General features: G+C 40.1%; 25 protein-coding genes. 9 read left to right on the top strand and 16 right to left on the bottom strand.

Features of this window, described 5'->3' with window-relative positions:
• Window positions 1–75: 75 nt before the first annotated feature.
• Window positions 76–930, top strand: a complete 855-nt coding sequence (locus R8N23_RS01460) for a DUF1571 domain-containing protein (RefSeq protein ID WP_318169786.1) — start codon at window positions 76–78, stop codon at window positions 928–930.
• A gap of 10 nt (window positions 931–940) precedes the next feature.
• On the opposite strand, the gene R8N23_RS01455 is transcribed toward R8N23_RS01460, so the two are convergent.
• Complete coding sequence (locus R8N23_RS01455; RefSeq protein WP_318169785.1) at window positions 941–1,564, bottom strand: rhomboid family intramembrane serine protease; 624 nt, start codon at window positions 1,562–1,564, stop codon at window positions 941–943.
• A 148-nt stretch (window positions 1,565–1,712) separates the two neighbouring features.
• On the opposite strand from R8N23_RS01455, the gene R8N23_RS01450 reads away from it, so the two are divergent.
• Both R8N23_RS01450 and R8N23_RS01445 read left to right on the top strand, forming a co-directional pair.
• Window positions 1,713–2,417 carry a porin family protein gene (locus R8N23_RS01450; RefSeq protein ID WP_318169784.1) on the top strand — a complete coding sequence of 235 codons (705 nt, stop codon included), beginning with the start codon at window positions 1,713–1,715 and terminating at the stop codon, window positions 2,415–2,417.
• 7 nt (window positions 2,418–2,424) lie between these two features.
• Window positions 2,425–2,946 (top strand): hypothetical protein, encoded by a 522-nt coding sequence (locus R8N23_RS01445; RefSeq protein ID WP_318169783.1) that lies wholly within the window; start codon window positions 2,425–2,427, stop codon window positions 2,944–2,946.
• A 5-nt stretch (window positions 2,947–2,951) separates the two neighbouring features.
• On the opposite strand, the gene R8N23_RS01440 is transcribed toward R8N23_RS01445, so the two are convergent.
• The 10 genes from R8N23_RS01440 to R8N23_RS01395 all read right to left on the bottom strand — a co-directional run bounded on the left by R8N23_RS01440 (window position 2,952) and on the right by R8N23_RS01395 (window position 12,725).
• On the bottom strand, window positions 2,952–3,929 hold the full coding sequence (locus tag R8N23_RS01440; RefSeq protein ID WP_318169782.1) for a polyprenyl synthetase family protein: 978 nt from the start codon (window positions 3,927–3,929) through the stop codon (window positions 2,952–2,954).
• Window positions 3,922–6,087 carry a ribonuclease R gene (rnr, locus tag R8N23_RS01435; protein ID WP_318169781.1) on the bottom strand — a complete coding sequence of 722 codons (2,166 nt, stop codon included), beginning with the start codon at window positions 6,085–6,087 and terminating at the stop codon, window positions 3,922–3,924. The genes R8N23_RS01440 and rnr overlap by 8 nt, the downstream gene beginning before the upstream one ends.
• 403 nt (window positions 6,088–6,490) lie before the next feature.
• Window positions 6,491–6,955, bottom strand: a complete 465-nt coding sequence (locus R8N23_RS01430; RefSeq protein ID WP_318169780.1) for a VOC family protein — start codon at window positions 6,953–6,955, stop codon at window positions 6,491–6,493.
• 72 nt (window positions 6,956–7,027) lie between these two features.
• Complete coding sequence (locus R8N23_RS01425) at window positions 7,028–7,843, bottom strand: helix-turn-helix domain-containing protein (protein ID WP_318169779.1); 816 nt, start codon at window positions 7,841–7,843, stop codon at window positions 7,028–7,030.
• Window positions 7,844–7,939: 96 nt separating this feature from the next.
• On the bottom strand, window positions 7,940–8,353 hold the full coding sequence (locus R8N23_RS01420) for a hypothetical protein (RefSeq protein ID WP_318169778.1): 414 nt from the start codon (window positions 8,351–8,353) through the stop codon (window positions 7,940–7,942).
• A gap of 116 nt (window positions 8,354–8,469) precedes the next feature.
• Window positions 8,470–9,165, bottom strand: coding sequence for a DJ-1/PfpI family protein (locus R8N23_RS01415; protein ID WP_318169777.1), 696 nt, complete (start codon window positions 9,163–9,165; stop codon window positions 8,470–8,472).
• 74 nt (window positions 9,166–9,239) lie between these two features.
• Window positions 9,240–9,635, bottom strand: a complete 396-nt coding sequence (locus R8N23_RS01410; protein WP_318169776.1) for an ester cyclase — start codon at window positions 9,633–9,635, stop codon at window positions 9,240–9,242.
• Window positions 9,636–9,765: 130 nt separating this feature from the next.
• A complete protein-coding gene (gene fabF, locus R8N23_RS01405; RefSeq protein ID WP_318169775.1) occupies window positions 9,766–11,013 on the bottom strand; it encodes a beta-ketoacyl-ACP synthase II in 1,248 nt (415 codons plus the stop codon).
• A gap of 8 nt (window positions 11,014–11,021) precedes the next feature.
• Window positions 11,022–11,582: a TetR/AcrR family transcriptional regulator gene (locus tag R8N23_RS01400; RefSeq protein ID WP_318169774.1), complete on the bottom strand. Its 561-nt coding sequence runs from the start codon at window positions 11,580–11,582 to the stop codon at window positions 11,022–11,024.
• A gap of 33 nt (window positions 11,583–11,615) precedes the next feature.
• A complete protein-coding gene (locus R8N23_RS01395; protein ID WP_318169773.1) occupies window positions 11,616–12,725 on the bottom strand; it encodes a sulfotransferase in 1,110 nt (369 codons plus the stop codon).
• 156 nt (window positions 12,726–12,881) lie between these two features.
• Here R8N23_RS01395 and R8N23_RS01390 point away from each other — a divergent pair, with 156 nt between their 5' ends.
• Window positions 12,882–14,462 carry a SulP family inorganic anion transporter gene (locus R8N23_RS01390; protein WP_318169772.1) on the top strand — a complete coding sequence of 527 codons (1,581 nt, stop codon included), beginning with the start codon at window positions 12,882–12,884 and terminating at the stop codon, window positions 14,460–14,462.
• Here R8N23_RS01390 and R8N23_RS01385 read toward each other — a convergent pair.
• Together R8N23_RS01385 and R8N23_RS01380 are read right to left on the bottom strand one after the other, a co-directional pair.
• Window positions 14,459–14,962 (bottom strand): hypothetical protein, encoded by a 504-nt coding sequence (locus tag R8N23_RS01385; RefSeq protein ID WP_318169771.1) that lies wholly within the window; start codon window positions 14,960–14,962, stop codon window positions 14,459–14,461. The two genes, R8N23_RS01390 and R8N23_RS01385, sit on opposite strands and share 4 nt — an antisense overlap.
• On the bottom strand, window positions 14,959–15,894 hold the full coding sequence (locus R8N23_RS01380; protein ID WP_318169770.1) for a glycerophosphodiester phosphodiesterase: 936 nt from the start codon (window positions 15,892–15,894) through the stop codon (window positions 14,959–14,961). The genes R8N23_RS01385 and R8N23_RS01380 overlap by 4 nt, the downstream gene beginning before the upstream one ends.
• A gap of 156 nt (window positions 15,895–16,050) precedes the next feature.
• Between R8N23_RS01380 and R8N23_RS01375 the strand changes: the two genes are divergently transcribed.
• Window positions 16,051–17,097: a saccharopine dehydrogenase family protein gene (locus R8N23_RS01375; RefSeq protein ID WP_318169769.1), complete on the top strand. Its 1,047-nt coding sequence runs from the start codon at window positions 16,051–16,053 to the stop codon at window positions 17,095–17,097.
• Window positions 17,097–19,865 (top strand): FlgD immunoglobulin-like domain containing protein, encoded by a 2,769-nt coding sequence (locus tag R8N23_RS01370; RefSeq protein WP_318169768.1) that lies wholly within the window; start codon window positions 17,097–17,099, stop codon window positions 19,863–19,865. Before R8N23_RS01375 ends, R8N23_RS01370 begins: the two co-directional genes overlap by 1 nt.
• A gap of 3 nt (window positions 19,866–19,868) precedes the next feature.
• On the opposite strand, the gene R8N23_RS01365 is transcribed toward R8N23_RS01370, so the two are convergent.
• Both R8N23_RS01365 and R8N23_RS01360 read right to left on the bottom strand, forming a co-directional pair.
• Window positions 19,869–21,035, bottom strand: a complete 1,167-nt coding sequence (locus R8N23_RS01365; RefSeq protein WP_318169767.1) for an aspartyl protease family protein — start codon at window positions 21,033–21,035, stop codon at window positions 19,869–19,871.
• A gap of 104 nt (window positions 21,036–21,139) precedes the next feature.
• Window positions 21,140–21,733 (bottom strand): sigma-70 family RNA polymerase sigma factor, encoded by a 594-nt coding sequence (locus tag R8N23_RS01360; protein ID WP_318169766.1) that lies wholly within the window; start codon window positions 21,731–21,733, stop codon window positions 21,140–21,142.
• Between the two features lie 273 nt (window positions 21,734–22,006).
• Between R8N23_RS01360 and gldJ the strand changes: the two genes are divergently transcribed.
• On the top strand, window positions 22,007–23,236 hold the full coding sequence (gldJ, locus tag R8N23_RS01355) for a gliding motility lipoprotein GldJ (protein WP_318169765.1): 1,230 nt from the start codon (window positions 22,007–22,009) through the stop codon (window positions 23,234–23,236).
• 47 nt (window positions 23,237–23,283) lie between these two features.
• On the opposite strand, the gene R8N23_RS01350 is transcribed toward gldJ, so the two are convergent.
• A complete protein-coding gene (locus tag R8N23_RS01350; protein WP_318169764.1) occupies window positions 23,284–23,976 on the bottom strand; it encodes a ComF family protein in 693 nt (230 codons plus the stop codon).
• Between the two features lie 95 nt (window positions 23,977–24,071).
• Here R8N23_RS01350 and R8N23_RS01345 point away from each other — a divergent pair, with 95 nt between their 5' ends.
• Together R8N23_RS01345 and R8N23_RS01340 are read left to right on the top strand one after the other, a co-directional pair.
• Window positions 24,072–24,431, top strand: a complete 360-nt coding sequence (locus tag R8N23_RS01345; protein WP_318169763.1) for a hypothetical protein — start codon at window positions 24,072–24,074, stop codon at window positions 24,429–24,431.
• Window positions 24,432–25,811: an ABC transporter substrate-binding protein gene (locus R8N23_RS01340; protein WP_318169762.1), complete on the top strand. Its 1,380-nt coding sequence runs from the start codon at window positions 24,432–24,434 to the stop codon at window positions 25,809–25,811.
• Window positions 25,812–25,824 lie beyond the last annotated feature (13 nt).

Below are 25,824 nucleotides of genomic sequence, written 5' to 3'. Positions count from 1 at the left end.
TGCATTTGGGGGTGAGTCGTTTATTTTTTGTCTTATCACAGAATACACGAGTTGGTTACAGCCATTCAATAGATTATGATGAAGTCTCATTTCTGGTTAGTTACATTTTTTGCCACCCTTTCTTTAAGCTTTACAGACCCGAGCAAAAAGTCGGCGCCTGAAAAGGTGAAGCAGGTATTTGCCGCTACGAGAAATATCGAAACGCTTAAGTACGAATTGATTCGTTCAGAAAGAATCAATGGGACTTATTTGGAAAATCATGTGTCTATCAAGATGCACAGGAGGCCATACAAGATTTACATTAAAGAGTTGGCCCCAAACACCGGACTTGAAGTACTATACCCCCATCCCTTGGATGAGAAAAAAGCGTTAGTCAACCCCAATGGATTCCCTTGGGTAAACTTGAAGCTCGATCCTAATGGTGAGTTGATGAGAAAAGATCAACACCATACGATATTAGAAGGTGGGTACGATTACGTCGTTTCGGTAATGGAATATCTATTCTATAAGCATAAGGACGGTATATCAGATTTACTCAATGATCACGGCACCGGAAACCTCAACGGCCAACCTTGTGAGATCATTTCTATGGTCAACCCAAACTTTACTTATAACAATCATGTGGTCAAACGTGGAGAGAGTATCTCGAGTATAGCTTTAAAAAACAGGCTCAATGAGTACATGATCTATGAGAAAAATAAAAGCGTAAGTGTATTTGGTCAGGTTAAGGAAGGGGACATTATCCAACTACCTTCTGACTATGCCGCTAAAATGGTTTTGTTCATCGATCAAAAAAGACAAATTCCGCTGAAGCTCGAAGTATATGACGAAAAAGGGCTATTCGAGAAATACGAATTCAGAAACGTAGAAATCAACCCGGACCTCAGCGAAGAAGAGTTTTCTGACGGATACACCGCCTATAATTTCTAACAGCGTTTTTTTAACCAAACGGATTCCACTCGGATATCTGTTGAATAAAACTAGCCAACACCCTCGGCTCCATTACCACACTAAAAACTAATCCGAATACTGCTCCAATCAAGTGTGCATCATGATTGACGTTATCTGAAATTTGTTTGCCTTTAGTATAGGAGTAAATCAGATACAGTGCGCCAAGAATAAATCCAGGAATACATAAGAAACCATATAGGCAAATGTCATTAGTTGGGAAAAACAAAATACTACAAAACACCACCGCAGCTACTCCACCAGAAGCTCCCAATGAATTATAATGAGGGTGATCTTTGTGTTTTAACAAGGAAGGTAAATCTGAAATCACAATACCTAGTAGGTAAAAAGCCACAAAATATATTCCTCCCAAGTCTCCTTTTAAAGCGGTGAAAATTTGCTCTACCAATCGACCAAAAAAGTAAAAGGTAAACATGTTGAACCCAAGGTGCGCCCAGTTGGAATGGATAAACCCGCTCGTGACCACACGATACCACTGGCCATGTCTCAAAATAGCTACAGGATTCATGGTGAGTTTGTACTGTAGATTGTGGTTTTGAAAGCCCATATAGCTTACAACTACATTGGCAATAATGATGATGATGGTCCAGGACATATTTGAAATTCTACTTATTCTGATTTTGGTCGCAATATCAACTAAAAACTCCGAAATATGTCAATTTGGGCAGAATTAAGGCCTTTTAAAAGTCGTCTACTTTGAGGGATAACTTCGGAAATTTTGTCTTATACACAAACTCACAACAATGGACAAATCACTAAAACTACTTGTGCTTTTGGCACCCATCCTGTGGTGCGAAAAAGCACTCGCTCAACGCGATAGTCTGCGCCAAACCGGTGTAGAATTTGGGCTTCATAATTCGATCAATTTCACACATTTGAGTGGAACCGGAGGGCCAATAGTATACAGCAATCGCATCGAATACTACGAGCCCATCAGAAATCGAGTCACCTTCGATTTAGGCATGTTTGCTGTCGTTCATTTATCCAAAAGCATTGCTCTGCAACCAGAAGTGGCTTATAGCTATATGGGTGGACATTTTCAAAAAACAACCACCTACCTCCATGATCTTGGCGCATTCGAAGGTACAGAAAATGTGTCCTTTGCCGCCGACTATATCAAGGCCGCCTTAGCAGCCAATATCAAGTTCAATGAAAGGGTATTTTTTCAAGTCGGTGGTTATGGGTCTTCCCTGTTATCTGCCGAACGGTTTGTTCCCTGGTGGGAGGTCAATACTGAAAACGATAGAACGCAACTGACAGGTGTAAGAGGTTTTGATGCAGGCGTATTGGGTGGGTTTGGTCTTAGCACGAATGTAGTTAACATGACTTTCAGATATAACTATGGCCTGTTAGATATATTCGAAAGCGGGGATTTCAGTGAATTCAATATGCGAAATGGCGTTTTCCAGTTTGTCCTTCAGTGGAAATTTTATTCCGACCTTAGATAAAATCATCATGAAACATACATTCTACATAATATTCCTCTTATTATTCAGTTGTGAATCCAGTGATTTCACCAGTATTCCGCAAGACTACAGCCAAAGTTCTTATGACTATAATTCATCGTCTGATTATTTTGATGATAGAGACCGTTTATCCCATCAAAGCACCAACAGAGGTTCTTTAGATTTATTCTTATCCGAAGATCAGATGAGCATGACCATATACCCTCGGTTGGGATGGTCCTATGAACTGACATTTGATAATCTGGTAGAACATACTCTGAGTGACGGAACTTCAGCCACCTCTTTCCGAATCGTGAGAAGTGGTCAATATCTATCCAATGCCATCAGTGATGATGACAATGAATTCAGAGTAAGCGGGACAACCAATATAGTCCTCGAGGACGGAAACTCTTCTTTGGGAACATTCGATGGTCTGATTTTCTCAGACGGCTCTATTCAATTCGAATTTGAGTCAGTCAATCTAAAATCAGGAGAATATGTGATTACCACAATCAGGGGATTTCCTATCTAGTCTTTCTAGTGATCGCGTGCAATTAATGCTTCCGTGAATTCGCGAAGTGGGGCGAGGTTGTAATCAGCTTTTTCAAGATCATTGAGTTGGTCAAAGCCTTTTTCGAAGTGATCATTCATGGCTTTTTCTGCAATGGCTTCGATATTCAAATCGGCATAAATGGCCTTCATTTCCCTCACTTTCTTGTCTGGGTCAATATCTTTATCCGCCATTAAATTATGCAAGTCCAATTTTTGCTTGCCTTCGGCTAATTCAATCGCTTTTATAAGTAATAGGGTCTTTTTATTGGCAATAATATCGCCTCCCACTTGTTTACCGAATTTTTGTGCATCACCATACACATCTAGAAGATCATCTTTGAGCTGAAAACCAATACCGATGTTTACTCCAAAATCTCTGAGGTGATGGGCATCTTCTTTCGACATGCCACCAAGTAAACCACCCAGTTCCAAGCTGAACCCTAACAATACGGCCGTTTTGAGTCGGATCATTTCCAAATAATCCGCTTCACTAACCGAAGAGGTTTCCTCAAAATTCATGTCCAACTGCTGGCCTTCGCAAACTTCTGCAGCACATTGATTAAATAATCGCAGGATATATTTGAAATCCGAATACTCCGCTCTCATAAGCAAGTCATACGCCATTACCATCAGTACATCGCCAGATAAAATAGCGATGTCCTTATTCCATTTTTTGTAAACGGTCGGTTCACCTCTACGAAGAGGGGCTTCATCCATGATGTCATCATGGATCAAGGTGAAATTATGAAAAAGCTCAATAGACAACGCCGGATCAATAATTTTTTCCCAGTCCTCTTTGTTACACAAGTAGCCCATGATGACAAGGATAGGACGCATACGTTTGCCTCCTAAACTCAATGTATAATGAATAGGCTGGTAGAGCTCTTTCGGCTCTTTCTCCAAATCCAATTCGAGCAATCTTTCGCTAAGTTTTTGTTGAAAGATTTTAATGTCTTCAGTCATGATCTACAAATTCCAAATCTATGGTTCTACGGTCGATGTCGGTGTCTACCACCATCACCGTCACTTCGTCGCCCAAAGTAAACATCCTTTTGTTTCGTTTGCCAATCATGCGAAAGTTCTTTTCGTCAAACTCGTAGAAGTCATCGGTCATGGATGATGTTCTGATCATCCCTTCACATTTGGTTTCTGTGATTTCCACAAAAATGCCCCACTCAGTTACACCAGATATAATACCAGCAAACGGACGATTTTCGGCCATCGCCATAAACTCAACCTGCTTGTATTTAATAGATGCTCTTTCGGCGTCAGCTGCTCTTTTTTCTCTTTCCGAAGAATGACGACACAACTCGTTATAAGGATCTACTTTTGGAGATTTCCCTCCATCTAGATAGTGCTGCAACAAGCGATGAACCATCACATCCGGATATCTCCTAATTGGTGACGTAAAATGCGTATAGTGTGGAAAGGCCAATCCAAAGTGACCCTTAGGCTCGGTGGTATATACCGCTTTAGACATGGTACGGATTGCCAATGATTCCAATACGTTTTGCTCTGGCTTCCCATGAATATCATTCATCAGCGTATTCAGATTGTCGGCTACATCTTTTCCCGGATTCATGCGGTGACCAAATTTCGCTGCGAACTTAGAGAACGTTTCTAATTTTTCAGGATTAGGATCATCGTGTGTTCTGTACACGAATGTATCTTCTCCTTTGTGTTTGTTGAAGACAAACTCCGCTACTTTCTTATTGGCCAAGAGCATGAACTCTTCCACCAGTTTATGGGCGTCTTTTCTTTCCTTTGGAAAAAGTCCGATAGGCTTTCCTGTTTCGTCCAACTTGAATTTGACCTCCACAGTTTCAAAACCAATCGCTCCTTTTTTGAAACGTTTGTCTTTGAGCTGATGTGCCAAGCCATTGAGTAAGTTGATCTCTTCTTGAAAATCGCCTTCGCCAGATTCTATTCTTTCTTGTGCCTCCTCGTAGGTAAACCTGCGATCAGAGTACGTCACTGTTCGTCCGAACCATTGGTTTTTGATTTCCGCTTTTGGCGTAATTTCAAACATGGCAGAGAAAGTGAGTTTTTCTTCATTCGGCCTGAGTGAACAAAGTCCGTTTGATAGTTTCTCGGGTAACATAGGAATTGTTCGATCCACCAAATAAACCGAAGTAGCTCTATTTACCGCTTCGTCATCGAGAATGCCGTCTTCTTCCACATAGTAAGACACATCGGCGATGTGCACACCGATTTCATAATTGCCATTTTTCAGATACTCTACCGATATCGCATCATCGAAATCCTTCGCATCTTCCGGGTCAATCGTAAAAGTGGTAGTCTTCCGGACATCTCTTCTTTTCTTGATTTCGTCTTTTGGAACTTCTACAGGAATTTTCTCTGCAGCAGCTTCTACATTCTTAGGAAATCTAAAGGGCAACTCAAATTCGGCCATGATCGAATGAATCTCTGTTTCATGATCACCAGCTTGACCTAGTACTTCTACGACTTGCCCTACAGGATTCTTTTGTTTGCCGCCATGCCAATCTTTGATTTTGACCAGCACCTTGTCGTTGGTTTTGGCCTTACCAATTTTTTCTGGGTAGATAAAAATGTCGTGATAGATCTTTCTGAAGTCTGGCACTACAAAGGCATAGTTAGGGAGTACTTCAATTTTACCCACAAACTCTGTTCGTCCTCTGGATACAATTTTGGTAACGACACCTTCTGGCCTATTGCCCTGACGGCCGCCACTTTTGATCCTTACAGCTACTCGGTCACCGTTAATGGCGCCTTTCAGATCATCGGTTTTCACCCAGATGTCCTCTTCTTCACCTTCACAGATCACGTAGGCGAATCTACGATTCACATGATCTACAAGACCTTCCAGACCTGATGCTGTGTTTGATTTTCTGGATCGGAATGATCCATTTCTCAACTGTTCTACTGCGCCTTCCTGCTCTAGGTCGAGCACGAAGTTGAGGCCTTCTTTCTTCGCCAGTTTGTCTCTCAAACCAGCCTTGCTAAATATTTGTTTGACTGTAAAGGCTTCTCCGGGGTTCTCCTCGAACAATCCGGCGACTTGTCTTCTTACAACGTCTATGTTTAGTACTTTTTTAGTGCGGTTGATTTTCCGCCTATTGTCTTTTTTCTTTTTCGCCATGTATGGGAATATAATAAGATGTGATTGGAGTCGAACACAATCCTAACAAAGATACGGGGAAGGGTGAGAATCTTTCTTATCGGATATGATCTTATGATGATCATTTTCGCAACTCATGCGAAAGCTTGCCAGGGTTGGCTCTACTCGATTGGTTAATAATAATTTTTACAAAGGTAGGCATTTAATTTTTAGTCCTACAAATGCCTTAACGGGAGAGGGAGATTTAGGTTGTTTATTGTTTTAGTACGTCATTGCGAGAAGAGTATTTTGCCGAAAGGCAAAAAATCGACGTGGCAATCTCCTCCCAAAACTTCTATTATATCAATTTAAATTCAGGAAAAATGGAATGAGATTGCTCCGTGAGTTTTATGCCCCAGTTGGTCTTGTGACCAGCGGGCTTCAATTACTTAAGAGAATGTAAACCCATTTTATTGCCTTCTGAATCAATGAAAATAGCAAAAAAGCCACTTTCATCGGCGTGGGGTGTTTTGGGTATCAAAATCTTCCCTCCATTGTTTTCAACCTTGTCAAGAATAATTTGGAGGTCTGTACCTCCGTTCAAGTATATCGTTACTCCTTCTGACGATGGTTGATAACCTTCTCCTTTCATCAAAACTCCGGTAACCAGCTGATTTTCATATGGGAACAGACCCATTTCCATACCCGGAAAATCCATCCTTTCAATATCAATATCTAAAATGGTCTGGTAAAAATTGATGGCGCGAGTGATATCCGTTACGGGAATTTCAAAAATGGAAACGAAGCTATTCATGTCTTTTGTAGTGTTTATCGATGACTCCATGTTTTGGCCTTTTGAATAAGAAGCAGCCAGGCAGCAGAGCATCATTGTGGTAAAAAATCTCTTCATACTGATTAGTTTCTTTTTGAGACAAAAGTATGGCCTAGCTAGAAGTAAAATTGTAAAAGTGCGACGCCGAGTCTATTTGTAGAACAGGGAGGAAAGCACCATATTTTCATTGCCTAAAAATTCCTTGGGACTCACTCCTGTAAACTCCCTGAAGTCTTTTATAAAATGGGCTTGATCGTAGTATTCGCTTTCGTAAGCTATGTTGGTCAAACTTTCTCCTTCTTCATTTAGCATCATCTTTAATGCGCCTTGAAGTCGAATCACCTTGCCCAATTGCTTCGGACTGATCCCGATTTGTTTCACAAACTTCCGTTCCAGTTGCCTCCTTTTGGATAAATCTTCTTTGAGAATATTGCTTATTGAAGAACTCCCCTTTTTTGATAAAAGGGTATCTATAGTCGTTTTAACAATATGGTCGACCATTGGTTGCCGCGTCAACTTGCTCAAAAGAAAGCGTTCGATGATCTCTATTCTTTGTCCAACGTCCTCGGCTTCAATTATTTTCCTGGTCAATTCCTTTGCTTTTTTTTCATCTAGCAGGCATTCGATTGGCGTCTCCTTGTTTGCTAAATCTTTTATAGGTACGGTAACCAAATTAGCAAAACCATAGGGGTAAAAGCTAACAGCAAAGGTATTGACATCGCCTGTGGGCTCAATATAGAACGGTTCAATAGTTTGCCCAAGAACCATGGCACGAGGTTGAAGAATAAATGAATCTTTTGAAGTATATCGTTTGATATCGTCTCCGAGAATAAAAGCCATTTCAATACATCCATCAGGCACAATGCGCTGTCTTTGCGCGCTAGGATCAGCAGGAAGCTCCAAAGTCCAGTAGCAACGAATAATGGATTCTAAGTCCGAATGGGGCTGATAGGTTTGGTAATTCATTTAGGTATTGGGGGTAGGCTATAAAGTTAGCTGGAATTCGCGTTACAAAGGCTCGGCTTCTTTCATACTCGTTAAAAACAAGGACTATTTGGGATACTATTCCGTAGTTATTGAATTTTTTAATCTCTTTAGTTCCTCCAGTTTTTTATTGGCTATTTCTATCCCTTTTTCTACTGTTAGCAATGCAGTAACTGAATCATCCATAACAGCATTTTGAAAATGTCCATATTCCAAGTATCCGTCCAAATCACTAGAATTTAAGTCATTATAACTTTTCAAAACCTTAGCAAGGTCATCTAATCGAAAGTCGAAATCTGGATTATTCAATAGTTGAAGATTGGTTACTAAATCGATGATTAGGAATGAGTCCAGCCCATGTTCCTCAATGAATTTTTTGAATTTAGGGACATTTTGACCTGCATGTTCATAATCTCTACCTGTTTGATCCAAGAATTTATTAAGCTTCAGATTTCGTTCCTGAAGTTTAGTAAGTGTCTCTGCGATTTCCATTTTAGCATTAATTATTTTCACATCGAGCACTATGCTTACGATTAATCCCCAAATTAATCAAAAGGGGTGTTTATCCAGACATAGTAGCTGAATAAACACACTTATTTGGTTCTCAATCAATTTGACACTATTAGCCGATCTAGGTACAGAGAGCCCTCCACATATTTTCTATGTTCTGAGCTAGTGAGTGCTTCTAGTAAGTCCAATGAGCCAAGGTAAGACACTAAGCTCCCATTGGAAGAAAATACTTTACCATCTCTCGCCACAGAAACCACAGCATCGTCCTGTACTTTCAAGTTTGGAAATTCTTTCTGAAGAGACTCTCCACCAGTAATGTAGGTCACCAGCTCTTTATTGTCAATTTTCCCTGAAGCAGCCAGGGTAAACGCACCCGCACAGTGGGTGGCCACATAATCCAATTGATCGTACTGCTGATTGACAAAACCAACCAGTTGTGGATCCTTGTATTGTTTGGCGGGCTTATAAGAACTGGGAATCACCAATACATCCAGGTCTGGTGTGTTCTCAAAAGAAAAGTCGGGCAACATACGCATGCCTTCTTCGGTTTTATAGGCTCTTTGTTCGGCGGCAATAAAAATGACATTAAAAAGTTTTTCTCCATTAGCCGTGTGTTTGGAAAACACATCGAGCGGAGCCAAAATTTCATTGGTGATCACCGCATCAAAAATGATGATGCCAATGGTCGGCAAATCTTTGTTGATGTAAGTGGTTTCTTGAGAAGCCACTTTTTGTTCACAACTGGAAATACTAATGGCCAATAGAAAACCCAGGCCAAACATATATTTAATCATGGTTTTAAAATTTTGTTTGACTGATTGAACGAAAAGGAGAAAGCGAATTTCTTAATCTAGATTAAGAAATTTGATCAGTACATGGTATTAGGGTTCGCCGAAGTTTCAGGGATCTGCTGAATAGCATCCCAGTGCTCTACGATTTTGCCGTTGTTGTCAAACCTGAAAAAGTCCATAGTCACATATTGGTCATTACCAGGCCAGGTCTGATGGGTGTGTAGTGCCACGAGGTCTCCTTCAGCAATCACCCGAACAAACGCGATACTTTTCTCAGGATATTCCCTTTGCATTCTTTCGAAGTAGTCAATGAATCCTTGAGTCCCATTGGCTACATCAGGGTTGTGCTGAATGTAGTCATCACCAACATATAGTTCAATGGCTTTGGCGGGGTTCCCTTCATAGGCCATTTGGTAGAAGGCGACGGCATATTTCTTGTTTTGGTCTGGGTTCATGTTATTAGCATACGTCATTGCGAGGAGTCTGTTTTGCCAATGCAAAACAGAAGACGTGACAATCCCTCCCAGACTTCTACTACATCTATTTTTATGTATGTAAAAGGAATAAGATTGCTTCGCTTTGCTCGCAATGACGTGATTTGTTTTAAACCGCTTTAAAAATCGAAATGGCATTGTGGCCACCGAAGCCAAAAGTGTTACTCATCGCCACATTCACTTCTTTTTCTCTGGCTTCCTTCGTCACAATGTCATGATCACCTACAATCTCCGGATCAATCGTTTCGGTATTGATGGTAGGAGGCACCACGTTGTTGTTGATCGACTGGATCGAAAGTATGGCTTCAGCTACTCCTGCCGCACCCAGCATGTGACCGGTCATTGATTTGGTACCACTGATCACGGATTTGTTTTCATAACCATCCATCAATTTGGCAATAGCCGCTGGTTCGCTCAAATCACCCACAGGCGTAGAGGTAGAATGCGTATTGATGTAGTCCAAATCACTTGGTGTCAGATTCGCTTCTTTCAGTGCCCACTCCATGGCACGAAGTGCCCCTAGTCCTTCAGGGTGAGTCGCCGTCATGTGGTAGGCATCATTCGTCATAGCCGACCCTACAATCTCTGCGTAGATTTTTGCACCTCGCGCTTTGGCGTGATCATAGTCTTCCAAAATCAAGGCTCCTCCACCTTCACCCATCACGAAGCCATCTCTGTCAATATCGTACGGACGAGATGCTCCTGCAGGGTCTTCATTTCTAGTGGACAATGCTTTCATGGATCCAAAGCCTCCAATGCTCGCTTCTGTGATTGGCGCTTCTGATCCGCCAGTCACAAAAATTTTGGCTTTGCCCAATTTGATGTAATTGAAGGCATCCATAATAGCTGTGTTTGTGGTGGCACAAGCAGAAATAGTGGTAAAGCCAATTCCCATAAAACCATATTTCAAGGCGATCATTCCACCACACATGTTGGTTAGCATCTTTGGAACCAGAAATGGATTGAACTTCGGCTCTTTGTCCTTCTCCATAAAGTACTGAACCTCTTGTTCCAGTGTTTCCAAACCACCTTGGCCCGTTCCCCAGATGACACCCACATCAAAAGGATCCATTTTGTCCAATTCGAAACCAGAATCTTCGATCGCTTGTGCAGCAGCATATAATCCGTACTGACTGTATAAGTCAGTTCGTTTGATTTCATTTCTGTCCAGATATAACTTCGGGTCGAAGTCTTTGACTTCGCAGGCAAATTGTGTTTTGAATTTTTCTGCATTGAAATGCGTGATTGGTCCAGCTCCACTCACCCCTTTTACTGCATTGTCCCAAAAGGTTTGTACATCGTTGCCCAGCGGGGTGATTGCACCCATGCCTGTGACTACTACTCTTCTTTCAGCCATTGTATGATTTAGTTATTTGATATTACAGATTGAATAATTGAATTTTTAATCGAGTCGAATACTTTTTCTTTCATCACTCTTTCGAGTAAAAGTGAAGAAAGCAGCGAAGATATAATCAGTTCTGCTTTTGCCCTTGGCTCCTCGGGGAAACTGAACTCGCCACTTTGTAGCCCTTCCTGCAAAGTGACTGTCAACCGATCAAGAATGTATTTCCCCATTTCGTTGAGCTTGCCCTGCATACTTTCTGGGAGCGCTTCCACTGAAGCACTTAAGGCACCCATTAAGCAAGACCATTTACGATCGTTGCTTTTTTGGTAAATACTGATAAAATCCTGAAGTTGATCCCTGGATGACATTTGATCCCATGACTCTTCCTTGCTTTTGAACAGATCTATACTATCCTGGATAATCGCTGCGCCCAATGCTTCTTTCGATGGAAAGTGATAATGCACGGCGGCATTCTTCACATTTAGCTTTTGACTGATGTCTTTGTAACTAAAAGCATGGTAACCACGCGTTCTGATTAGCTCTTCTGCCAGGTTCAATATTTGCTGTCTGGTATTCGACATAATGCAAATATACTTACTAGTAAGTAAGTTTTGTCAAATGACCTTAATATTTTCTGGAACGTCATAATCAAAGGCTTCGAAGGCAAAGGCCCATTTCTTTACAACTCGGTCCAATTCAAATCTTGAAATTTGGTAGCTGTTTTTTTGATAATCACTCTGTGCCTCCAAGTACTTCTGAATTTGAGCCTTGGCTTCGTCCCAATTCGAATGATTCAATTGTGAGAAAATCTCATGAGTGTATTGCATGGGTTCTTTTTCGAAATCTTCAAAACACAATTCATACAATTGTCCTTTCGGAATCAAATGACGCTGATCTAAATATCGTTTCATCAACCTTGGATACAGTTGCATGATCAAGTCCACCAATTGCTTTTCTGTGGTGTGCTGAAATTGTAAGGTTGGAAAAAGAGACAAGAAGAACTTCTTAATCGAAAGATAAACAACCACTGGGTTTCGATAAATATGGAGAAATTTTGCATTTGGAAAAAGTTCCAGCAGTTTATCTACTCGACCCGTATTGACAGGGTTTTTCAAAATGGGATAATTGCCTTGTCCATGTTTCTGTGTATTTCTGATAAGCCCTTGGTATGCCGACTTCCACTCGTCAATATCTTTTTGCTCAACACCTTTGAACTCAACGGTTCGGTCAAACAAAACTTCGAACTGATCAGGAAAATAGAAAAAGTCATAAAAGGATAACCGTTGCCAATTGCCTAATGCAAACTCATCTTCTTGTGGCAGGTCTATCCCGAGTCGTACATTATCACTGGGCCGTTTATCTGGCATATTCATTTTCATGAAGTTTTTGAAAATGATTTTGCTATGCATGTTGTTCGGGAAAAGTGATTGATAGGTTGAAACATAGGCAGCATTTGGGTCTTGGCACAGGAGGTTGTGAAGAAACGTAGTACCACTTCTCCAATGGCCAATAATAAAAAGGGGAGATTTGCTTCCTTTTGGCTTTTCAATTTCTCGAAGCCTTTCCCAAAAATGAAAAGGTGTTGCCAAGCCACAAACCAATCCTGTCAACAATACTTTATGGTAATATCTCCATTCGACACGACCACTTTTAATCGCTCGCACATAATTCGAAAATGTACTGCCTGATAAGGTTGATATAGGTGGTATTCTGAAATTGGACATTGAAAATGATTTGGTGACCGTAGACTACATTTTAGTTATCTATTCTTTTGCTGCTTCTTACGTCAAATGAGCAATGTTTATAATTTACACATAGACTATGAGCTAATGAAATAGTCTTCTACCTTTGCACCCCATTTTAGAAAAATCTTAATTTTTATGTTTGAGCTGATCAAGAATAAAACCCAAAACGCCAAAAATGATATTCTTTCAGGAATGACGGTTGCGCTAGCGCTAGTTCCCGAAGCTGTTGCCTTTGCGTTTGTAGCAGGTATCGATCCTATCATTGGTTTGTATGGTGCCTTCATGGTCGGCTTGGTCACCGCGGTAATCGGTGGTCGCCCAGGAATGATTTCTGGGGCAACTGGCGCACTCGCTGTAGTGATGGTTTCTTTGGTAAAGGAAGGTAATGATTTGATGCCGGGAGTAGAAGGTGCGGGTGTCCAATATTTATTTGCCACTTTGGTGATCATGGGGTTGCTTCAAATGGCTGCGGGTATTTTCAAATTGGGGAAATTCGTGCGTTTGATCCCGCACCCAGTGATGCTGGGCTTTGTCAATGGTTTGGCCATTGTGATTTTCTTGTCTCAGCTAGGTATGTTCAAAGTTGAAGGTCAATGGTTGGCTGGAACTGATCTTTGGGTCATGTTAGGTCTGGTATTATTGACTATGGGTATCATGTTTGGTTTACCTAAAATCACCAATAAAATTCCAGCTGGACTAGCAGCGATTCTAACCGTTTCCTTAGTTGTGATCTTCGGAGGTATTGACACACAAACCGTATTATCATTTGTGCAGTCCAATGGTGGGTCAGGCATAGAAGGAGGTTTACCTTCTTTCATGATTCCTCAGATTCCTCTTACATTAGATACCTTGTACTTCATTTTCCCTTACGCTTTGATTCTTGCCGCCATTGGTTTAATTGAATCATTGATGACATTAACACTCATAGATGAAATCACAGAAACCAGAGGTAGTGGTAATAAAGAATGTGTTGCTCAAGGTACCGCCAATATCATTAATGGATTCTTTGGTGGAATGGGTGGATGTGCCATGATTGGTCAATCAATGATCAACGTGGAATCTGGTGGTCGTGGTCGTTTGTCAGGTATTGTAGCTGCCTTGATGCTCTTGTCTTTTATATTATTCTTTTCTCCATATATCGAACAGGTACCCATTGCAGCTTTAGTAGGTGTCATGTTTATGGTGGTAATCGGAACTTTTGCCTGGTCTAGCTTTAGGATTATCAATAAAATTCCAAAGGCTGATGCCTTTGTTCTCATCCTTGTTTCTGCAGTTACGGTTATGTTTGATTTAGCGATTGCTGTGATTTGTGGTGTGATTGTCTCTTCATTAGTATTCGCTTGGGAAAACGCGACGAAGATTAGAGCACGCAAAACCATGCGAGAAGATGGCACTAAAGTTTATGAAATCTGGGGTCCATTGTTTTTTGGGTCCATACAAGCCTTCAATGGTAAATTCACACCAGTAGAAGATCCGGATCAAATTGAAATAGACTTCATTGATTCTAAAGTATCAGACCATTCAGGTGTAGAAGCGGTAAGAATAGTGGTCAACAAATATGAGGCATTGGGTAAAAAAGTAATGCTTAAACACTTGAGTCCAGACTGTAAAAGAGTGCTGAAAAAAGCCAATCCTAAGTTTGATGAAATTATCATTTCGGATATCGACGACCCGAGGTATTATGTAATGACCGAAGCGGTGGGAGTTGAGGCTTAGTTAAAGGGTATATCCTTTTTTTCAATTAGAACATTTTGTTCTTCTTCAGATAGTTTCAAATCCTCGATAATGGTATTGAGTGTCGGTCGTTTGATAGATAATAAAATGGTCGACACAATATAACCAACAATGAAAAATGCACTGGCAGTAAGATAAAAGCCACAAACACAAATCATACTGGCCAGCAAAAAGCCAACGAATTTTTTGACTGATTCATTTTTGTAAACATTGAGCTTGTCTCTGAGGCTTGTTGAGCTTTGTTCTTTTTTGAGATAAGCTCTGAATTTCTGATGGGATTGAAATATGATAGCTGCTGAAGCCAACAATAAAGCGACTAAAATCACGTAGTACCATTCATCAATCACCAATGACTCAAGTTCACCTACTTGTTTCTGTAAAAGCAAATAGCCAAAAGGAACCAATGAAATGGCAATAAAAAAATTAAATAGGAGATAGATCTTGTTGTAATACTCTTCTCCGTTTTTGTAATGATTTGTCAAGGTGTTTCTTCGTCTCCGGCTGCTCTTCTTCTGTCTAGCTGCTCCAATTCCTCCCTAATTTTCACCATACGATCTGGATAGTCAGTAATGATACCGTCTAATCCCATATTCAGCATTTTGAGCATATCAGATCTTTCATTTACTACATAAGTATACACTTTGTAGCCCCTGGCATGAAATCTGAAAATTCGTCTTTGCGATAAGGTCTTGTAATGTGGATTCAATGTGCCATAAAACTCGTGCATGTTTCTATGGTCTGTGAAACTCTTGGCATTAATATAAAAGGCCAACAAATGGGTTTCGTCTTCGCCCATCATTATCTTTTTCATTTCGATCGTAGAATCCGCTTCATAAGCATGCTCCAGATACTGCTCATCATAAGCCTGGATAATACACCAATCCATAGCTCCTTTTTCATCGATGACTTCAACGATTCTCTCGGCAAAGCCATCGTAATAACCATGTCCTTTAGACTTGATGTCAATAATCAACTCCATTTTGCCATGGATCAAATCAATGGTTTCTCCTAGTGTCGGTACTTTTTCACCCTCGAACTTTGGTGAGAACCAGTAACCTGCATCCAACTCCTTAACCTCTGCCAAAGTCATTTCGTGAATTCGACCGGTGCCATTAGTTGTTCTTGATACTTCCTCATCATGAAAAACAACCACTTCACCATCTTTAGTGTAATGCACATCCACTTCAATCATATCGGCACCCATGTCCATAGCGATTTGAAATGAGGACAACGTATTTTCAGGTGCATACCCTGCAGCTCCCTTATGACCAACAATTTTAAAATCGCGCTTCTTGATCTTCTCCAGTTTTTCGCTGGCAATATATCTTTGATAAAACCAAGGTTCATATAGCCACATGAGGCCCAAAAAGATCATCATGGGAAGCGCATACCAGATAAAATTGCGGCTGTTCATCGACATAGGAATTGTAAGTCTGTTTTGTGGCAATAAAAATACAACAAGTCACTTAACATAAAAAAACTTGGTGAACTTAGCTTGCATTATTGTTGTAGTTAAGAGTCAAGGGATTGAAAGGATTTGCTTAATTTCCAATCTTAAAAATTAAACAACATGAAATTTCTCATCTACGGTGCGTACGGGTATACAGGAAAACTTATTTCAAAACTGGCTAAAGACAAAGGGCTTAACCCTATGCTGGGTGGGCGTGATGCTATTAAAACTAAAGCACTCGCAGATGAATTAGGTTTTGACTATCGCACTTTTGATCTATCCGAATCCGATAAACTCCATGAAGCATTAAATGAAGTTGACCTTATTTTGCATTGTGCAGGTCCATTTTCTTCAACAGCCAAAGTCATGATGCAGGCATGCCTATCGACTAAAACACACTATTTAGATATTACCGGTGAAATCGAAGTGTTTGAATTGGGCGCGTCATTCGATCAAAAAGCAAAAGATGCTGGGATTTTAATCATGCCTGGCGTAGGATTTGATGTGGTGCCCAGTGATTGTTTGGCTAGTCATTTAAAATCAAAACTTCCAGATGCCACTCATCTTGAACTGGCCTTTATGAGTGAATCTTCCACTTCACGTGGAACGGCCCTCACGATGACACAAGGCATTGGAAAAGGTGGAGCCATTAGAAAAGGTGGAAAAATTATTCCTGTTCCCCATGTATACGCTACCAGAAAATTAAACCTGGATGGAAAAGAAAAATCATTCGTTTCAATTCCGTGGGGAGATGTATCGACTGCCTATAGAAGTACAAGCATCCCCAATATTATGGTGTATACCGCTATGCACCCGGGTCAGATTAAAAAAATGAAGTTCGTTCAAAAGTGGCGTTGGTTTTTCAATATTGGACTGGTGCAGAGCTACCTACAGAACAAAGTCAAAAACACAGTAACAGGACCAAGTGAACAAATGAGGGAAGAAAGTCACTGTTACTTATGGGGTGAGGTCAAGAATGCGGCAGGAGAAACTCGTTCGGCGAAACTCACAACGCCAGAGGGCTATAAACTTACAGCAATCACATCGCTCATGATTGTGGAGAAACTAAGTGAGCAGCTATCGGGGACAGGGTTTCAAACACCAAGTATGGCATTCGGTGCTGATTTAATTTTGAATGTTGCAAACACGAAGCGAGAAGATATTTGATGAATTTGAAGATAGGTTTATTGAGTATTACACTCAGCGTTTTGATATTAGGATGTGAAACCAGCTCCCGAAAAAATAGTATTCCTCCCTTGCCAAGTGCACCCTCAACCATTGGAACAAAAGAAAATCCCAATGCTCGGTTTGACTATGAGAGACGAATGCTAGTGGATCCTAAAACCAATAAAGTTCCTGCAGATATTCATCAAAAGGAATTTGCCTTTGCTAGAAAAATACAAAAAAGTCAAAGTAATTTAAGAAGCAGACAAGAGAACTGGTCGCTGGCGGGTCCTCACAATGTAGGAGGTAGAACCCGTGCTTTGGCGTTTGATGTGAGAGATGAGAATGTCCTACTGGCTGGCGGAGTGTCTGGTGGAATGTGGAGATCTACTAATGGCGGCATCAGCTGGAGTAGGACCACCCAACCATCAGCACTCAATAGTGTAACATCGATTGTTCAAGATTCCAGAATCGGAAAAAGGGACTCTTGGTATTTCGGGACGGGAGAACTAGACGGAAATTCGGCCAGAGCCTCAGGTGCCCCTTATCGAGGCGATGGCATATTTAAATCTACTGACAACGGCGAGTCCTGGGACTTGCTAGCTTCAACCTCGACGAACAACCCCGCTTCATTCGACAGCCCATTCAACTATGTATGGAATTTAGCAATCAACCCGCTCGAACCATTTTCAAATGATGTTGTATATGCCGCTATATATGGAAATATTGTTCGCTCCACAGATGGTGGAAATAGCTGGGAAAAAGTACTCGGTGAACCTAACCTTTTGGAAGACAAATCAGGAGATCTCAATAATTCAGAAGCATCCTTCTATACCAATGTCATGATTACTCCAGCTGGGAAAATGTATGCCTACTTAAGTACCTCCACAGGTAGCGGGTTCAGTGGTATCAACAAAGGTGTTTTTTACTCAGAGGATGGGATAAATTGGTCCAACATTACACCTACTGGTTTCAATTCATTTTCTGAGCGCTTGGTCATGTCTTATGCTCCATCCAATGAAAACATCATTTACTTTTTATTGGAAGGAACAAGTCTTCAGTTATGGAAATTTCAAAACGGCATATGGTCTAACCATTCAGACCAAATACCAAATGAGGACTCTGAATTAGAAGCTTTTGATAGCCAAGGTTCATATAATATGGTAATAAAGGTTCACCCTGAAGACCCGAATACGGTATTTATCGGTGGAACCAACCTCTATCGCTCAACAGATGGATTCACCACTACATCCAATATTACACAAATTGGAGGGTACGATACAGAAAATGTGAACCAACCTTATGAAAACCATCATCCAGATCAGCACGAACTATTATTTCTATCAAACAGTAATCAAATGTTGTCATCGTGCGATGGAGGCATATTTAAAACCTTTGATAATCGAGCAGCTTCCGTTTCCTGGTCTTCACTCAATAATGGTTATGTCACTTCACAATTTTATACGGTCGCCATTTCTAAAGACCAAGGAAGAAATGAAATGCTCGGTGGAATGCAAGACAATGGTACTTATTTTAGTTCAGGAAATGGAGTTAATCGAAGTTGGAGCTCTGTTCTTGGAGGCGATGGCAGTTATTGTGCTACCACGCCAGGTAATCAATTTTGGTACATGTCTTTTCAAGAAGCCGGAATTTTTAAAATTTCTTATGAGGATGACGGCGGCATAGATACTTGGGCCAAAGTAGATCCAAAAGGAGTAAACCGGGACAATTACTTGTTCATTACCCCATTTGTTTTAGACCCCAACAATTACAATAGAATGTATTTGGCTGGAGATAGTGCCGTGTGGCGAAATGATAATTTATCTCAGATTAAACCTTTCAAACAGGTTTCAACTTCGGTTAACTGGCAAGTAGTCTCAGTGGCTCCTAGTAGAAGTGAAAATGTTACAGCTTTAGATATTTCTACCAACCCTGCGCATACGCTATTTTTTGGAACGTATAATTTCATGAGTGGTACACCCATGGGCACCGTTTATAAAAGTACTAACGCAAATTCTCCTTCAGCTGAATCTGAAGCCGTTTTTTCTCATGAGGGTTACATTTCGAACATTTGCATTGATCCAGATGATGCGTCACGTATTCTAGTTTGTTTTTCCAATTACAATATCCTGAGTCTATTTTGGTCAGATAACGGAGGTCAATCTTTTGTCGAGGTTGGCGGTAATTTAGAAGAAAACCCAGATGGCTCTGGCAATGGTCCCAGTATTCGATGGTCAGAAATCATTGCACTCAATGATGGCTCATATAAATATTTTGTAGGGACAAGCATGGGTTTGTATAGCACTGATCAGTTGGTTGCCAATGAAACCGTTTGGCAACAAGAGGGAATTGAAAGTATTGGAAATTCAGTGGTTACAATGATGGACTATCGGTCTAGTGATGGAAAAATGGCTGTAGCCACGCATGGCAATGGCATTTTTGAAACTAACCTGTTTAATACCAAACCAGTTACTCCAGGAGCCGACCTTGAGGAAAATGTATCAGTAGCTTTAGGATACCCAAATCCTTTTGAAGACGAATTCCATATCAGATTGTCTATTCCAGAAGAATCCGAAATGACTATTCATATCACAGATGTTGCAGGCAAAGTGATCAGAACTTTATTCAGCACATCACAATACGCCGGTGACATTACAGCTACATGGGATGGCAAAAACCAGAGCGGAAACCCAGTTCAAAATGGGTTATACCATTACCTCATCATCTATCAAGGTAATAGTTACGGCGGGAAAATGATACTAAATAAATAGCCCTTACAATAATGGTTTCAATGCGAGGTTAACGGATTTTTCTTGACCGTCCTGGGCAATAACAAGCTTTACAGACTTACCAGGCTGAACAAGCAAGTTTTGTATTTGAGGAAAGTTCACTTCTGATAGTGCACGCTTTCCATCAATGCTAATCAGTTCGGCGTTTTGCTTAATTCCAACAGCCTCAGCCACACTTCCTTCAAATACCTGATGAATCAAAACCTTCTTTTTGTCCTTAGAAAGTTGAATATCAATACCGCTGCAATTCACCGTAAAGTGATCGTCAAAGTTTTTGTTTTTTTCCAAATAGATGAGTTTAGCTGGGAGGTCAAAAATCACATTGTATCTACTGAGTATTTTGTTGCCCAATATGCCTGACACTTTTTCATGTGCTTGTGTGCCTGATTTCGCTTGACTGATACCAATTGGAAGGTCCTCAAATTTTTGATTGCCAAAAGTGAAAGACTTCACCATGCCTTCATAGTGTTTAGTCTCATCTTCAGAAATACTCTTGACGTAGTAGAAGTAGTGCTCTCCAGTTTTGTGAATGACGTCATACTCCTCAGCATATGGAGAATTGAAGTCCAGTGTGGTACCGGCACCTGTCATAACAAAAAAGGTACCTGGATGTGGCTCGCCATTGTTTAGAACGACATTTCCCTTGATGGTAGGAATTGCTGTGTTCAGTTTGAATGGAATAGCTTCTCCTTTTTTTGGATGCTGGCCATGCTCGTAGATTTCGAATTTCATATTGTCGTAATCGATACGAACAGCGTGGTGATGCAATAAGTCATATCCAATAATGCCATCAAAGTCTCTTCCCAAACTTATCTCTAGATGATCTAAATCCGTAGAATACACCTTGATGTTTTTTTCAAGCAAATAGTCCCCAATTTCTAGTTTATTATGCTTGATCAATGAACCTGCAACAGTCCCTTGATTTAGGATTACTTTCTCTTTGACCAGGTGCAGTTGATCTGCGATATCTTCATCTATAACAGTTATCCCGTCTCCAGAATCGAATATAAAATCTAAGGGGTCTGAACCGTCCACACTTAACTGAATAATAATGTGATCACCGAAAAGTTCAAATGGGATGCTTTTTGTAGGAGTTTGAGCAAAACTCCAAAGTGGGGTCAAGCTAGCTAGTAGAAGGGCAAATTTTTTCATGGTGGATATTTGTTATTTCGTAATGATAATTTAGGGAGTCTTAATAAAGAAATGAAATTATTGAACAGATATCAGCTATGACCGAGTCATATTAATCATACTGGTCAAGTAGATTCCATGCCAATATCTTCTTTCAAAGTCTTGATAAGCCCTTCGAACTCTCCAAGAGTTGCCTTTTTGAAGTTACCAATCAGTGAAGATAATTTCTGCGGCTCAAGTGTGAAGCGCTCCTTTTCTTGATTCAACTTTTGCTGAGCTCTGCTCAACAATTGGCGACAGTTATCCGATGTCTTACCAATTATGGCTGGCAAATCAGAATAGTCAAAATTAAAGACCTCTTTCAGAACAAAAACTGCTCGTTCTGCTGGAGCCAATTTTTTCAGCAAAACCGCCATTGATTCTGAAATTTCCTGCTTTATGTCCAAATAAGAGATATCGGTGTTGATACTAAAGGAGGGAAGGTTTGGTGTAAAATTCTCAAATAGCTCATCCTTTTTCTTTTTCAGATGATTAATACTCAGGTTTCTAACGGAAGAAATCAAATAGGCTTTAGCATCCTTTACTTCCTTTCGTTCATTTTTGAACCAGTTTAAAAAAGTATCTTGTACCATATCTTCAGCAATAGCCGAACACCCAACAATCTTGTAGGCAATGGTATGAAGTAAGGGACGATATAGTGCTGCTTCTGCTTGAGACATATTTTGAACTGCAAATTTAACTAAAATATTCTTCACCGATCAGATGTATTTGTTCTGTGATTCTTTCTTAATCGGTTAAAAGTTGTGCACATGAACAATAAATTAAATATTTTTGGATTCTATATATAGATAAAAAATGTTAACCTCCCGGTATGGACTAATCAACGTTGTCTGGAAATAAATTGTGATTATTTTTCCAGCTTGCATTTTGCAGTGTTTGTTTTACGAAAAAATGTCCTTATTTTAGGAGCTTGAATAAAATTTGAGTTTGTTATGAAAAAATTTGTTCCCTACTTAAACGCATCAGCAATCCTTGTTGGGCTCACAATGGGTATCTCCTCTTGTGGTTCGCTGGGTGGTGGTGGCCACGCGACCAGTCATAATCCTGGTGAAGCGAGTACAGCAACTGGTCTTGCTTTCAACGAAGAAGAAAGTGGCTTTCAGGTGAATGACTTCCGCGGTCAACCAGATGGTCCAAACTTAAGATTTATCGAAGGTGGTAGAACTATCCTTGGTAGTTTTGAGGAAGATGTGGCTAATCAAAGCGACAATCACGAAAGAACAGTTACAGTTGCTTCGTTCTATATGGACGAAACTGAGGTAGCCAATATTCACTGGTTGGAGTACTTACACTACGTTCGATTGGACTCCTCTCGTGAATTTTACGAATCTGCTCTACCAGATACCACGGTTTGGGCAAAAAACCTTGCATACAACGATCCCTATGTTGATCATTATTTGAGATATCCTGGCTTTAGATTTTTCCCTGTTGTAGGTGTCACCTGGAAGCAGGCGCAAGACTACTGTACTTGGAGATCGATAGTTGTAAATCAAAAATTGGCCGAGGACGCCGGATATTATGATGAGGCTATTGAAGCTGAAGCTGATTTGCCTTCTGCAGGAAGAATTCCATTAGAATCTGGGTTCGTATTGCCTAACTATCGTCTCCCAACTGAGGCAGAATGGGAATATGCTGCACTTGCACTTATCGGTACTCAGTGGTTAGATGAAAATCAAACACACAGCAGACTTTACCCATGGGACGGTCACGCATTAAGAAACCCTTACGGAAAACAACTAGGTACATTCTTAGCTAACTTCAAAAGAGGTAGAGGAGATTATGCCGGTATTGCTGGTAAGTTGAATGATGGGGCCATGATTACTACTTACATCTATGATTACCCTCCAAATGACTTTGGTCTTTACAACATGGCTGGAAATGTAAACGAGTGGGTGCAAGATGTTTACCGTCCGCTTTCTTACCAAGACTTTGATGATCTTAACCCAGTAAGAAGAGATGGTTTCCTTGATGAAGAAGATGGTTATGATTTCGCCAACTACAATTCACTTATCAACGACAGAGTAAGAGTTTATAAAGGAGGGTCATGGGCAGATGTTGCTTACTGGATGTCTCCAGGACAAAGAAGATACTTAGAAGAAGATTCTGCTACATCTACTATCGGTTTCCGATGTGCGATGATCAGAGCAGGAACTAACTACTAAAAGATAACAAACTTAGATATGAAGGCCGGTTTTCGAATCGGCCTTTTTTATTTGCCTGATGCGATACAACCAAAATAGATGTCGCTGACTCCACCATTCCCAAGGACTTCAGCGGCCATACTAATCGTCGCTCCTGTGGTGATTACGTCATCAACTAACAAAAGCTTTTTGCCTATAATTGATTCTTTATTCACTACCTGATATAGTGAATCCACATTTTGCCATCGTTCTACTTTTCCTTTTTTTGTCTGTGTGCTGACATTCCTTGTCCTAATTAGCACGCCTTCCATAACTTTTAGTCCTGTCACATTTTGAATCCCTTTAGCTATTAGTTCACTTTGGTTGTAACCACGTTTTCTTTTTTTGCTTTTATGTAGTGGAACGGGGATAATTGCGTCCAATTCCAAAGCATCCAATTCTCTCTTAATATATTTTCCAAACCACTCGCCAAGTAGCACTCCAATCGTTGAATTACCTTTATACTTTACTTCATGAAGTAGTTTTTGAGCTACTCCATGTTTATTAAACTTCATGTAACAAAATGCGCCCTTAACCTTTTCATTTCCGGCAGCTATCTGAACCAAAGGGTTTGGTTCAGATTCATGATAATTGGTTAAGGGAAAGTCACGATAGCACCGAAGACAAATTTTATCTTCTCCTTCGACCAGGGCAACGTCACAATTGTAGCAGAGTTCAGGGTATAGCAGCGATAAGAAGTCTTTCCAGTATTTTTTTATCATCATATGAAAATTAAACTGCTGCCTGTTCTATTTCAAACACAAGGTAGAATATCTTTGATAATACGGTTAGTTTTGGTCGGAAGTGATTTACTAAAATGCTCAAAAAAGATTTAGATCTAGAGAGAAAGTGGGTAAAGTTGAGGGAAAAGCTCAAGGAAGTGTTGGGCAAAAAGCCAGCTGATTTAAAGGGTATTCTTTTTCTAATTGGAGTTCAAGAGCTTGGTCGTGGATATGCTAATTTTTCCAAAGAAGAGAAACAAGACCTTATACATTTAGGAATATGCAAATGTCTAAGCCTAGCGGGTTTTTATGAGCTAGAAGGGACAGATGCCGATGGCTGGCCACACTGGGTTCTAAAAAAACAACTTCCTCATTTTGATGTTCTGGAGCAAGAGAAATTGCTCAAAATGCATGTACTTGAGTATTTTTCTGATGAAATAGGCATTATCAACTAAATGAAAACCATCAGAATATATCATTTAATTCTTTGTGTATTGGGGCTCATTGTTTCATGTGAAACAAGAACAAAACTTGTTAACCACAAGGAGCAAGAAATAATAAAAACTATTCGAATTAACTTTCACGATAACATTCTACAGCTCAACCCCATTAAAGCCGAAAGTAGAAGCGAACAATTTGTAAAAGATCTGGTTTTTGACCCATTCATAGAAAAAGATCTCTCTAGTCATTTATTTGCATCTTATCAAGTTGATTCTCTACTTGGGTTATATACTTTTCAGCTAGAAACAGATAAAAGCTTCCATGATGGAACTCCTGTTAATTCTGATGCCATTAAAAACTTCTTTAAGTATCTTCTAAAAAACCATTATGACGATCAATACGTGCACTTACTATTTTCATCAATGGACGGTTTCGGTCCAATCAGTTGGTATCGCGAAAATCGAGGCATCAAAGATTCAATTCCCAGCGGCTTTCAAGTTATAGATCAAACCAGTTTTAGCATTCAACTGAGAACCAACAAGGATAAGCTGCTCGATTGGTTCCAGAGTCCTATTTTCACACTATTCAAAGAAAGTAGCGGCACGTACATCGGAAGCGGTGATTTTGAGTTAAAAAACTTAAACGAAGATATTTCGGCTAACCTAGTCCGAAAAATTCCAGGTAATCACAAAATCGAAGCCATTCGGTTGAGTTTTATTAAAAACGAAGATCTGGTTTATTCAGAGTTTTTTCGTGGAGCACTTGATATTATATTATACCAACCCTATAGGTCAAAGCTTACACCTCAGACGAAACGCCTCAACAAAATACTCAACAGTCAATATCCAGACTATCAGATTACACAAAACGAAAAATCCATCCTTAAATTTATGGATTTCAAGATGTTTACAGATTCAACATTGCTTCATCAGGTGATAGCGTCGATCAACTCTAATACAGAAGAGTCAATTGATATAAATAATGAAATCAGCCAAGCACCTCTTCCTTTGGATAGTCCAAAAACTAATGTGGCATTAGATTCATCTTATCATAAAGTCCAATGGTATTCTGAACTATCAAGTGACTCCAGCCAGTACTTTACCAATACTCCATACCTTGAATTCGTTGAGACTAATCACGAAAATATAAATCCAACTCAGCCACAAATCGTAATAAGGGAAGTGGAAGTCGAGTTTTGGCCTAGAAATATCAAAATATTGTCGAAAAATGAACTTACTAAAGAATTGAAAGGCGATAATAATTCCGTCATTCTGATATTAGAGTCTTTTCCAGAGTATGTTATTTATAACAATAAATTAAACGGAATCAATACAAATACAAGCTTTAGTAATATGGTAAGAAATGCATATTATCAAGAAATAGAAACTTATTAAAATTCAGTTGGAC

It is taken from the genome of Reichenbachiella sp. (assembly GCF_033344935.1).
Lineage (GTDB): Bacteria > Bacteroidota > Bacteroidia > Cytophagales > Cyclobacteriaceae > Reichenbachiella.
This window is presented reverse-complemented; position numbering and strand designations above follow the sequence as displayed.